1 protein-coding gene, 9 tRNA genes and 6 rRNA genes are annotated in these 12,516 nt (G+C 48.8%); all 16 read right to left on the bottom strand.

From position 1 onward, the window contains the following. Positions 1-96 precede the first annotated feature (96 nt). The 16 genes from rrf (JFT95_RS25510) to lysS all read right to left on the bottom strand — a co-directional run bounded on the left by rrf (JFT95_RS25510) (position 97) and on the right by lysS (position 12,494). A 5S ribosomal RNA gene (gene rrf, locus JFT95_RS25510) occupies positions 97-212 on the bottom strand. A gap of 49 nt (positions 213-261) precedes the next feature. Further along, positions 262-3,183 (bottom strand): 23S ribosomal RNA (locus JFT95_RS25505). A 146-nt stretch (positions 3,184-3,329) separates the two neighbouring features. Beyond that, positions 3,330-4,881: ribosomal RNA gene (locus JFT95_RS25500) — 16S ribosomal RNA — on the bottom strand. 77 nt (positions 4,882-4,958) lie between these two features. Then, positions 4,959-5,034 (bottom strand) — tRNA-Ala (locus JFT95_RS25495). A 9-nt stretch (positions 5,035-5,043) separates the two neighbouring features. Next, positions 5,044-5,117, bottom strand: a tRNA-Pro gene (locus JFT95_RS25490). Between the two features lie 8 nt (positions 5,118-5,125). Next, a tRNA-Arg gene (locus tag JFT95_RS25485) sits at positions 5,126-5,199 on the bottom strand. Positions 5,200-5,202: 3 nt separating this feature from the next. Next, positions 5,203-5,291 (bottom strand) — tRNA-Leu (locus tag JFT95_RS25480). Positions 5,292-5,307: 16 nt separating this feature from the next. Continuing rightward, a tRNA-Gly gene (locus JFT95_RS25475) sits at positions 5,308-5,382 on the bottom strand. A gap of 29 nt (positions 5,383-5,411) precedes the next feature. Continuing rightward, positions 5,412-5,492, bottom strand: a tRNA-Leu gene (locus JFT95_RS25470). 14 nt (positions 5,493-5,506) lie between these two features. Continuing rightward, positions 5,507-5,582 (bottom strand) — tRNA-Lys (locus JFT95_RS25465). A gap of 13 nt (positions 5,583-5,595) precedes the next feature. Continuing rightward, positions 5,596-5,671: transfer RNA gene (locus JFT95_RS25460), tRNA-Thr, on the bottom strand. 4 nt (positions 5,672-5,675) lie between these two features. Beyond that, positions 5,676-5,751: transfer RNA gene (locus tag JFT95_RS25455), tRNA-Val, on the bottom strand. A 5-nt stretch (positions 5,752-5,756) separates the two neighbouring features. After that, a 5S ribosomal RNA gene (gene rrf, locus JFT95_RS25450) occupies positions 5,757-5,872 on the bottom strand. A 101-nt stretch (positions 5,873-5,973) separates the two neighbouring features. Beyond that, a 23S ribosomal RNA gene (locus tag JFT95_RS25445) occupies positions 5,974-8,895 on the bottom strand. Positions 8,896-9,041: 146 nt separating this feature from the next. Next, a 16S ribosomal RNA gene (locus JFT95_RS25440) occupies positions 9,042-10,593 on the bottom strand. Together the 16S, 23S and 5S rRNA genes with 9 tRNA genes alongside form the textbook arrangement of a ribosomal RNA operon. 401 nt (positions 10,594-10,994) lie before the next feature. Next, positions 10,995-12,494, bottom strand: a complete 1,500-nt coding sequence (gene lysS, locus JFT95_RS25435; protein ID WP_002009709.1) for a lysine--tRNA ligase — start codon at positions 12,492-12,494, stop codon at positions 10,995-10,997. Between the last annotated feature and the right edge of the window lie 22 nt (positions 12,495-12,516).

Below are 12,516 nucleotides of genomic sequence, written 5' to 3'. Positions count from 1 at the left end.
AAAGGACGATTCTTTAAGTAAAGATTTTTTAAATTACTATGAATTGTAAAAAGAAACACGAAAAAACACAAGTCAAAAGACTTGTGTTTTTATTTTGCTTGGCGACGTCCTACTCTCACAGGGACAAGGTCCCAACTACCATCGGCGCTAGAGAGCTTAACTTCCGTGTTCGGTATGGGAACGGGTGTGACCTCTCTGCCATCATCACCAAACTATGAAGGTATATTCCTTCAAAACTAGATAACATTTGCTTCATATTATATGGTTAAGTCCTCGATCTATTAGTATTCGTCAGCTCCACATGTCACCATGCTTCCACCTCGAACCTATCAACCTGATCATCTTTCAGGGATCTTACTAGCTTACGCTATGGGAAATCTCATCTTGAGGGGGGCTTCATGCTTAGATGCTTTCAGCACTTATCCCTTCCGCACATAGCTACCCAGCTATGCCCTTGGCAGAACAACTGGTACACCAGCGGTGCGTCCATCCCGGTCCTCTCGTACTAAGGACAGCTCCTCTCAAATTTCCTGCGCCCACGACGGATAGGGACCGAACTGTCTCACGACGTTCTGAACCCAGCTCGCGTACCGCTTTAATGGGCGAACAGCCCAACCCTTGGGACCGACTACAGCCCCAGGATGCGATGAGCCGACATCGAGGTGCCAAACCTCCCCGTCGATGTGGACTCTTGGGGGAGATAAGCCTGTTATCCCCGGGGTAGCTTTTATCCGTTGAGCGATGGCCCTTCCATGCGGAACCACCGGATCACTAAGCCCGACTTTCGTCCCTGCTCGACTTGTAGGTCTCGCAGTCAAGCTCCCTTATGCCTTTGCACTCTACGAATGATTTCCAACCATTCTGAGGGAACCTTTGGGCGCCTCCGTTACACTTTAGGAGGCGACCGCCCCAGTCAAACTGCCCACCTGACACTGTCTCCCGGGTCGATAAGACCCGTAGGTTAGAATTTCAATACAGTCAGGGCGGTATCCCACCAGCGCCTCCACCGAAGCTAGCGCTCCGGTTTCAATGGCTCCCGCCTATCCTGTACAAACTGTACCAAAATTCAATATCAGGCTACAGTAAAGCTCCACGGGGTCTTTCCGTCCTGTCGCGGGTAACCTGCATCTTCACAGGTACTATAATTTCACCGAGTCTCTGGTTGAGACAGTGCCCAAATCGTTACACCTTTCGTGCGGGTCGGAACTTACCCGACAAGGAATTTCGCTACCTTAGGACCGTTATAGTTACGGCCGCCGTTTACTGGGGCTTCAGTTCAGAGCTTCGCTTACGCTAACCCCTCTCCTTAACCTTCCAGCACCGGGCAGGTGTCAGCCCCTATACTTCGCCTTACGGCTTCGCAGAGACCTGTGTTTTTGCTAAACAGTCGCTTGGGCCTATTCACTGCGGCTTTCCGTTAAGAAAGCACCCCTTCTCCCGAAGTTACGGGGTCATTTTGCCGAGTTCCTTAACCAGAGTTCTCTCGCACACCTTAGGATTCTCTCCTCGCCTACCTGTGTCGGTTTGCGGTACAGGCACCTTTTATCTCGCTAGAAGCTTTTCTTGGCAGCGGGGAATCAAAGACTTCGCTCCATAAGGAGCTTCCCCATCACAGCTCAGCCTTCACGATAAGCGGATTTGCCTACTTATCAGCCTAACTGCTTGGACGTGCACAACCAATCGCACGCTTCTTCTATCCTTCTGCGTCCCTCCATTGCTCAAACGATAAAGAGGTGGTACAGGAATATCAACCTGTTGTCCATCGCCTACGCCTGTCGGCCTCGGCTTAGGTCCTGACTAACCCTGAGCGGACGAGCCTTCCTCAGGAAACCTTAGGCATTCGGTGGACGGGATTCTCACCCGTCTTTCGCTACTCATACCGGCATTCTCACTTCTAAGCGCTCCACCAGTCCTTCCGGTCTGACTTCACTGCACTTAGAACGCTCCCCTACCACTGATACCATTGGTATCAATTCGCAGCTTCGGTGGTGTATTTAGCCCCGGTACATTTTCGGCGCAGAGTCACTCGACTAGTGAGCTATTACGCACTCTTTAAATGGTGGCTGCTTCTGAGCCAACATCCTAGTTGTCTAAGCAACTCCACATCCTTTTCCACTTAATACACACTTTGGGACCTTAGCTGGCGATCTGGGCTGTTTCCCTCTTGACTACGGATCTTATCACTCGCAGTCTGACTCCTAAGGATAAGTCATTGGCATTCGGAGTTTGACTGAATTCGGTAATCCGATGAGGACCCCTAGTTCAATCAGTGCTCTACCTCCAAGACTCTTACACTTAAGGCTAGCCCTAAAGCTATTTCGGGGAGAACCAGCTATCTCCAGGTTCGATTGGAATTTCTCCGCTACCCACACCTCATCCCCGCACTTTTCAACGTGCGTGGGTTCGGGCCTCCATTCAGTGTTACCTGAACTTCACCCTGGACATGGGTAGATCACCTGGTTTCGGGTCTACGACCACGTACTAAACGCCCTATTCAGACTCGCTTTCGCTGCGGCTCCGCCTCTTCAGCTTAACCTCGCACGGGATCGTAACTCGCCGGTTCATTCTACAAAAGGCACGCCATCACCCATTAACGGGCTCTGACTATTTGTAGGCACACGGTTTCAGGATCTCTTTCACTCCCCTTCCGGGGTGCTTTTCACCTTTCCCTCACGGTACTGGTTCACTATCGATCACTAGGGAGTATTTAGCCTTGGGAGATGGTCCTCCCAGATTCCGACGGAATTTCACGTGTTCCGCCGTACTCAGGATACATTCAAGAGAGAACGAAGTTTCGACTACGGGGTTGTTACCCTCTGTGACGGACCTTTCCAGGTCGCTTCGTCTACCTCGTTCCTTTGTAACTCCGTATAGAATGTCCTACAACCCCAAGAGGCAAGCCTCTTGGTTTGGGCTAGATTCCGTTTCGCTCGCCGCTACTCAGGAAATCGCATTTGCTTTCTCTTCCTCCAGGTACTTAGATGTTTCAGTTCCCTGGGTCTGTCTTCCATACCCTATGTATTCAGGTAAGGATACCATACCATTACGTATAGTGGGTTTCCCCATTCGGAAATCTTCGGATCAAAGCTTACTTACAGCTCCCCGAAGCATATCGGCGTTAGTCCCGTCCTTCATCGACTCCTAGTGTCAAGGCATCCACCGTGCGCCCTTTCTAACTTAACCAAACTAAAATTAAAAAAATATGAGCTACACTGTTATCTAGTTTTCAAAGAACATACATTTAAACTTGAGAGATAGTTCTCTCAAAACTGAACGAAACAAAACAAGTCAACGTTTATTGATGAACTGCGTTCATCAATTCTCCATAGAAAGGAGGTGATCCAGCCGCACCTTCCGATACGGCTACCTTGTTACGACTTCACCCCAATCATCTGTCCCACCTTAGGCGGCTGGCTCCATAAAGGTTACCCCACCGACTTCGGGTGTTACAAACTCTCGTGGTGTGACGGGCGGTGTGTACAAGGCCCGGGAACGTATTCACCGCGGCATGCTGATCCGCGATTACTAGCGATTCCAGCTTCATGTAGGCGAGTTGCAGCCTACAATCCGAACTGAGAACGGTTTTATGAGATTAGCTCCACCTCGCGGTCTTGCAGCTCTTTGTACCGTCCATTGTAGCACGTGTGTAGCCCAGGTCATAAGGGGCATGATGATTTGACGTCATCCCCACCTTCCTCCGGTTTGTCACCGGCAGTCACCTTAGAGTGCCCAACTTAATGATGGCAACTAAGATCAAGGGTTGCGCTCGTTGCGGGACTTAACCCAACATCTCACGACACGAGCTGACGACAACCATGCACCACCTGTCACTCTGCTCCCGAAGGAGAAGCTCTATCTCTAGAGTTTTCAGAGGATGTCAAGACCTGGTAAGGTTCTTCGCGTTGCTTCGAATTAAACCACATGCTCCACCGCTTGTGCGGGCCCCCGTCAATTCCTTTGAGTTTCAGCCTTGCGGCCGTACTCCCCAGGCGGAGTGCTTAATGCGTTAACTTCAGCACTAAAGGGCGGAAACCCTCTAACACTTAGCACTCATCGTTTACGGCGTGGACTACCAGGGTATCTAATCCTGTTTGCTCCCCACGCTTTCGCGCCTCAGTGTCAGTTACAGACCAGAAAGTCGCCTTCGCCACTGGTGTTCCTCCATATCTCTACGCATTTCACCGCTACACATGGAATTCCACTTTCCTCTTCTGCACTCAAGTCTCCCAGTTTCCAATGACCCTCCACGGTTGAGCCGTGGGCTTTCACATCAGACTTAAGAAACCACCTGCGCGCGCTTTACGCCCAATAATTCCGGATAACGCTTGCCACCTACGTATTACCGCGGCTGCTGGCACGTAGTTAGCCGTGGCTTTCTGGTTAGGTACCGTCAAGGTGCCAGCTTATTCAACTAGCACTTGTTCTTCCCTAACAACAGAGTTTTACGACCCGAAAGCCTTCATCACTCACGCGGCGTTGCTCCGTCAGACTTTCGTCCATTGCGGAAGATTCCCTACTGCTGCCTCCCGTAGGAGTCTGGGCCGTGTCTCAGTCCCAGTGTGGCCGATCACCCTCTCAGGTCGGCTACGCATCGTCGCCTTGGTGAGCCGTTACCTCACCAACTAGCTAATGCGACGCGGGTCCATCCATAAGTGACAGCCGAAGCCGCCTTTCAATTTCGAACTATGCAGTTCAAAATATTATCCGGTATTAGCCCCGGTTTCCCGCAGTTATCCCAGTCTTATGGGTAGGTTACCCACGTGTTACTCACCCGTCCGCCGCTAACTTCATAAGAGCAAGCTCTTAATCCATTCGCTCGACTTGCATGTATTAGGCACGCCGCCAGCGTTCATCCTGAGCCAGGATCAAACTCTCCAATAAAGTTAGTTTGTCTAGCATCTAAAAATAAAAATTGACGTTTACGTTGTTTGTTTCGTTCAGTTTTCAAAGAACTTTTTTGGTGGAGCCTAGCGGGATCGAACCGCTGACCTCCTGCGTGCAAGGCAGGCGCTCTCCCAGCTGAGCTAAGGCCCCAAACAAGTATCGGGAAGACAGGATTTGAACCTGCGACCCCCTGGTCCCAAACCAGGTGCTCTACCAAGCTGAGCCACTTCCCGAAAGAAAACGCGCCCGAGAGGAGTCGAACCCCTAACCTCTTGATCCGTAGTCAAACGCTCTATCCAATTGAGCTACGGGCGCATATGGTGCCGAGGGCGGGGGTCGAACCCGCACGGTGGTCACCCACCGCAGGATTTTAAGTCCTGTGCGTCTGCCTGTTCCGCCACCCCGGCATGTCATACTGAAAATTGGAGCGGAAGACGGGATTCGAACCCGCGACCCCAACCTTGGCAAGGTTGTATTCTACCACTGAACTACTTCCGCAAGACATGTTTGAGTTATTTTATTAAAAGTGCGGGTGAAGGGAGTCGAACCCCCACGCCAAAGGCGCTAGATCCTAAGTCTAGTGCGTCTGCCAATTCCGCCACACCCGCATATTCCATTAAAATGGTGAGCCATGAAGGATTCGAACCTTCGACCCTCTGATTAAAAGTCAGATGCTCTACCAACTGAGCTAATGGCTCTTGCGATAAAAACTGGTGCCGACTAGAGGACTTGAACCCCCAACCTACTGATTACAAGTCAGTTGCTCTACCAATTGAGCTAAGTCGGCTAAATGGTGGAGGATGACGGGATCGAACCGCCGACCCCCTGCTTGTAAGGCAGGTGCTCTCCCAGCTGAGCTAATCCTCCGAATTGCCTGGCAACGTCCTACTCTCACAGGGACAAGGTCCCAACTACCATCGGCGCTAGAGAGCTTAACTTCCGTGTTCGGTATGGGAACGGGTGTGGCCTCTCTGCCATCATTACCAGACTGTATTCATTTAAGACAAGAATTATTATAACTTATTTAATTTTGAAAGTCAATAAGTTTTTTATATTCTTTCAAAACTAGATAACAGTGCTTCATATTATATGGTTAAGTCCTCGATCTATTAGTATTCGTCAGCTCCACATGTCACCATGCTTCCACCTCGAACCTATCAACCTGATCATCTTTCAGGGATCTTACTAGCTTACGCTATGGGAAATCTCATCTTGAGGGGGGCTTCATGCTTAGATGCTTTCAGCACTTATCCCTTCCGCACATAGCTACCCAGCTATGCCCTTGGCAGAACAACTGGTACACCAGCGGTGCGTCCATCCCGGTCCTCTCGTACTAAGGACAGCTCCTCTCAAATTTCCTGCGCCCACGACGGATAGGGACCGAACTGTCTCACGACGTTCTGAACCCAGCTCGCGTACCGCTTTAATGGGCGAACAGCCCAACCCTTGGGACCGACTACAGCCCCAGGATGCGATGAGCCGACATCGAGGTGCCAAACCTCCCCGTCGATGTGGACTCTTGGGGGAGATAAGCCTGTTATCCCCGGGGTAGCTTTTATCCGTTGAGCGATGGCCCTTCCATGCGGAACCACCGGATCACTAAGCCCGACTTTCGTCCCTGCTCGACTTGTAGGTCTCGCAGTCAAGCTCCCTTATGCCTTTGCACTCTACGAATGATTTCCAACCATTCTGAGGGAACCTTTGGGCGCCTCCGTTACACTTTAGGAGGCGACCGCCCCAGTCAAACTGCCCACCTGACACTGTCTCCCGGGTCGATAAGACCCGTAGGTTAGAATTTCAATACAGTCAGGGCGGTATCCCACCAGCGCCTCCACCGAAGCTAGCGCTCCGGTTTCAATGGCTCCCGCCTATCCTGTACAAACTGTACCAAAATTCAATATCAGGCTACAGTAAAGCTCCACGGGGTCTTTCCGTCCTGTCGCGGGTAACCTGCATCTTCACAGGTACTATAATTTCACCGAGTCTCTGGTTGAGACAGTGCCCAAATCGTTACACCTTTCGTGCGGGTCGGAACTTACCCGACAAGGAATTTCGCTACCTTAGGACCGTTATAGTTACGGCCGCCGTTTACTGGGGCTTCAGTTCAGAGCTTCGCTTACGCTAACCCCTCTCCTTAACCTTCCAGCACCGGGCAGGTGTCAGCCCCTATACTTCGCCTTACGGCTTCGCAGAGACCTGTGTTTTTGCTAAACAGTCGCTTGGGCCTATTCACTGCGGCTTTCCGTTAAGAAAGCACCCCTTCTCCCGAAGTTACGGGGTCATTTTGCCGAGTTCCTTAACCAGAGTTCTCTCGCACACCTTAGGATTCTCTCCTCGCCTACCTGTGTCGGTTTGCGGTACAGGCACCTTTTATCTCGCTAGAAGCTTTTCTTGGCAGCGGGGAATCAAAGACTTCGCTCCATAAGGAGCTTCCCCATCACAGCTCAGCCTTCACGATAAGCGGATTTGCCTACTTATCAGCCTAACTGCTTGGACGTGCACAACCAATCGCACGCTTCTTCTATCCTTCTGCGTCCCTCCATTGCTCAAACGATAAAGAGGTGGTACAGGAATATCAACCTGTTGTCCATCGCCTACGCCTGTCGGCCTCGGCTTAGGTCCTGACTAACCCTGAGCGGACGAGCCTTCCTCAGGAAACCTTAGGCATTCGGTGGACGGGATTCTCACCCGTCTTTCGCTACTCATACCGGCATTCTCACTTCTAAGCGCTCCACCAGTCCTTCCGGTCTGACTTCACTGCACTTAGAACGCTCCCCTACCACTGATACCATTGGTATCAATTCGCAGCTTCGGTGGTGTATTTAGCCCCGGTACATTTTCGGCGCAGAGTCACTCGACTAGTGAGCTATTACGCACTCTTTAAATGGTGGCTGCTTCTGAGCCAACATCCTAGTTGTCTAAGCAACTCCACATCCTTTTCCACTTAATACACACTTTGGGACCTTAGCTGGCGATCTGGGCTGTTTCCCTCTTGACTACGGATCTTATCACTCGCAGTCTGACTCCTAAGGATAAGTCATTGGCATTCGGAGTTTGACTGAATTCGGTAATCCGATGAGGACCCCTAGTTCAATCAGTGCTCTACCTCCAAGACTCTTACACTTAAGGCTAGCCCTAAAGCTATTTCGGGGAGAACCAGCTATCTCCAGGTTCGATTGGAATTTCTCCGCTACCCACACCTCATCCCCGCACTTTTCAACGTGCGTGGGTTCGGGCCTCCATTCAGTGTTACCTGAACTTCACCCTGGACATGGGTAGATCACCTGGTTTCGGGTCTACGACCACGTACTAAACGCCCTATTCAGACTCGCTTTCGCTGCGGCTCCGCCTCTTCAGCTTAACCTCGCACGGGATCGTAACTCGCCGGTTCATTCTACAAAAGGCACGCCATCACCCATTAACGGGCTCTGACTATTTGTAGGCACACGGTTTCAGGATCTCTTTCACTCCCCTTCCGGGGTGCTTTTCACCTTTCCCTCACGGTACTGGTTCACTATCGATCACTAGGGAGTATTTAGCCTTGGGAGATGGTCCTCCCAGATTCCGACGGAATTTCACGTGTTCCGCCGTACTCAGGATACATTCAAGAGAGAACGAAGTTTCGACTACGGGGTTGTTACCCTCTGTGACGGACCTTTCCAGGTCGCTTCGTCTACCTCGTTCCTTTGTAACTCCGTATAGAATGTCCTACAACCCCAAGAGGCAAGCCTCTTGGTTTGGGCTAGATTCCGTTTCGCTCGCCGCTACTCAGGAAATCGCATTTGCTTTCTCTTCCTCCAGGTACTTAGATGTTTCAGTTCCCTGGGTCTGTCTTCCATACCCTATGTATTCAGGTAAGGATACCATACCATTACGTATAGTGGGTTTCCCCATTCGGAAATCTTCGGATCAAAGCTTACTTACAGCTCCCCGAAGCATATCGGCGTTAGTCCCGTCCTTCATCGACTCCTAGTGTCAAGGCATCCACCGTGCGCCCTTTCTAACTTAACCAAACTAAAATTAAAAAAATATGAGCTACACTGTTATCTAGTTTTCAAAGAACATACATTTAAACTTGAGAGATAGTTCTCTCAAAACTGAACGAAACAAAACAAGTCAACGTTTATTGATGAACTGCGTTCATCAATTCTCCATAGAAAGGAGGTGATCCAGCCGCACCTTCCGATACGGCTACCTTGTTACGACTTCACCCCAATCATCTGTCCCACCTTAGGCGGCTGGCTCCATAAAGGTTACCCCACCGACTTCGGGTGTTACAAACTCTCGTGGTGTGACGGGCGGTGTGTACAAGGCCCGGGAACGTATTCACCGCGGCATGCTGATCCGCGATTACTAGCGATTCCAGCTTCATGTAGGCGAGTTGCAGCCTACAATCCGAACTGAGAACGGTTTTATGAGATTAGCTCCACCTCGCGGTCTTGCAGCTCTTTGTACCGTCCATTGTAGCACGTGTGTAGCCCAGGTCATAAGGGGCATGATGATTTGACGTCATCCCCACCTTCCTCCGGTTTGTCACCGGCAGTCACCTTAGAGTGCCCAACTTAATGATGGCAACTAAGATCAAGGGTTGCGCTCGTTGCGGGACTTAACCCAACATCTCACGACACGAGCTGACGACAACCATGCACCACCTGTCACTCTGCTCCCGAAGGAGAAGCTCTATCTCTAGAGTTTTCAGAGGATGTCAAGACCTGGTAAGGTTCTTCGCGTTGCTTCGAATTAAACCACATGCTCCACCGCTTGTGCGGGCCCCCGTCAATTCCTTTGAGTTTCAGCCTTGCGGCCGTACTCCCCAGGCGGAGTGCTTAATGCGTTAACTTCAGCACTAAAGGGCGGAAACCCTCTAACACTTAGCACTCATCGTTTACGGCGTGGACTACCAGGGTATCTAATCCTGTTTGCTCCCCACGCTTTCGCGCCTCAGTGTCAGTTACAGACCAGAAAGTCGCCTTCGCCACTGGTGTTCCTCCATATCTCTACGCATTTCACCGCTACACATGGAATTCCACTTTCCTCTTCTGCACTCAAGTCTCCCAGTTTCCAATGACCCTCCACGGTTGAGCCGTGGGCTTTCACATCAGACTTAAGAAACCACCTGCGCGCGCTTTACGCCCAATAATTCCGGATAACGCTTGCCACCTACGTATTACCGCGGCTGCTGGCACGTAGTTAGCCGTGGCTTTCTGGTTAGGTACCGTCAAGGTGCCAGCTTATTCAACTAGCACTTGTTCTTCCCTAACAACAGAGTTTTACGACCCGAAAGCCTTCATCACTCACGCGGCGTTGCTCCGTCAGACTTTCGTCCATTGCGGAAGATTCCCTACTGCTGCCTCCCGTAGGAGTCTGGGCCGTGTCTCAGTCCCAGTGTGGCCGATCACCCTCTCAGGTCGGCTACGCATCGTCGCCTTGGTGAGCCGTTACCTCACCAACTAGCTAATGCGACGCGGGTCCATCCATAAGTGACAGCCGAAGCCGCCTTTCAATTTCGAACTATGCAGTTCAAAATATTATCCGGTATTAGCCCCGGTTTCCCGGAGTTATCCCAGTCTTATGGGTAGGTTACCCACGTGTTACTCACCCGTCCGCCGCTAACTTCATAAGAGCAAGCTCTTAATCCATTCGCTCGACTTGCATGTATTAGGCACGCCGCCAGCGTTCATCCTGAGCCAGGATCAAACTCTCCAATAAAGTTAGTTTGTCTAGCATCTAAAAATAAAAATTGACGTTCACGTTGTTTGTTTCGTTCAGTTTTCAAAGAACTACTTAGTCGCTCATTTGCGACTTCCTTATGTTAACATCTTCATTTTTCGATGTCAACTAAGTTTTTCAATTTCTTTTTTGTCGTTTTCTGCGTTTCCGCATCAGCGACGGTTATTAATATATCATGTAGAAAAATGAAATGCAATAGTTTTTCTAATAAAATTTTTAACTTAGTAAAAAAGCATAAAAACAGCAACTTTCTTCTATATAAGTATAGTTTTTTAATCTGGCATCCACTTAACGAGCAATAATCTCGCTTTCCTTTTAATAGAAGGTTTCTCTCCCCTCAAATAAAGAAATAAAAAAAGCTTTGGAGAAATCTCCAAAGCTTAGTCTTGTTTATGGCGCATAGCTGGGAATAATAGTACGTCACGAATAGATGGTGCGTTTGTTAATAACATAACAAGACGATCAATACCGATTCCTAACCCACCCGTAGGAGGCATACCGTACTCAAGAGCTTCGATATAATCATCATCCATCATGTGAGCTTCGTCATTACCTTGCTCGCGCTCTTTTAGTTGAGCTTCAAAACGTTCTTTTTGATCGATTGGATCATTTAACTCAGTGAATGCATTTGCATGTTCACGCGCAACGATAAATAACTCGAAACGATCTGTGAATCGTGGATCTTCGTCATTCTTTTTCGCAAGTGGCGAAATTTCTACCGGATGACCGTAAATAAATGTTGGTTGGATTAATTTATCTTCTACTTTTTGTTCGAAGAACTCATTAATAATATGACCAACTTCCATTGTATTCTTAATTTCCACATTATGTTCTTTTGCAAGTTCACGCGCTTCTTCTACACTCATTGGATTCCAGAAATCTGCTCCAGAGTGTTGCTTAATTGCATCTACCATATGAAGACGTGTCCATTCTGGCTCTAGATTAATTTCATAATCACCATATTGGATTGTTGTTGTACCCAATACTTTTTTCGCGATATGAGCAACCATATTTTCTGTTAGTTTCATAATATCATTATAATCAGCGTACGCTTCATATAATTCAATCATCGTAAACTCAGGGTTATGACGAGTTGATACACCCTCATTACGGAATACACGGCCGATCTCATAAACCTTTTCTAATCCACCCACAATAAGACGTTTTAAATGAAGTTCAATTGCGATACGCATATATAATTCCATATCTAACGCATTATGGTGTGTAGTGAAAGGACGAGCAGACGCTCCACCTGCAATCGCGTGCATCATAGGCGTTTCCACTTCAAGATAACCGTTGTCATCTAAATATCTTCTCATTTCACGAATAATTTTACTACGGGTAACGAACGTTTCACGGCTTTCCATACTTGTAATTAAGTCCAAGTAACGTTGACGATAGCGTTGTTCAACATCTTTTAATCCATGGTATTTATCCGGTAATGGACGAAGGGATTTCGTTAAAAGTGTAAATCCTATCGCTTTTACTGAAAGTTCTCCAACGTTTGTTTTGAACACTTTACCTTCAATACCTACTAAGTCACCTAAATCTGCTGTCGTAAATAACTCGTACTCTTCATCTCCAACAGTATCTTTACGCACATAAATTTGAACTTGCCCCTGTAAATCTTGAATATGCGCAAATCCCGCTTTTCCTTTACCGCGTTTTGTCATAATACGACCAGCGATAGAAACAGTGATTTCTTTCTCTTCTAATTCTTCTTTAGAGAATTCTCCATATAGACTTACTAAGTCAGTTGTTGAATTTGTGCGTTCAAATCGTTTACCGAACGGATCGATTCCTTGCTCACGTAAATTATGTAGCTTTTCACGACGAACAAGCAATTGGTCGTTTAATTCTTCGTGGTTCATGTTATCCATGATATTAATATCACTCCAGCTC

The organism is Bacillus sp. TH17, assembly GCF_016651125.1.
In the GTDB taxonomy this organism is placed as follows: Bacteria; Bacillota; Bacilli; order Bacillales; family Bacillaceae_G; genus Bacillus_A; species Bacillus_A mycoides.
This window is presented reverse-complemented; position numbering and strand designations above follow the sequence as displayed.

What these genes read in the sequence shown, in the direction of transcription:
- lysS (WP_002009709.1), bottom strand. Translation starts at nt 12,494, where the DNA reads ATGGATAACATGAACCACGAAGAATTAAACGACCAATTGCTTGTTCGT.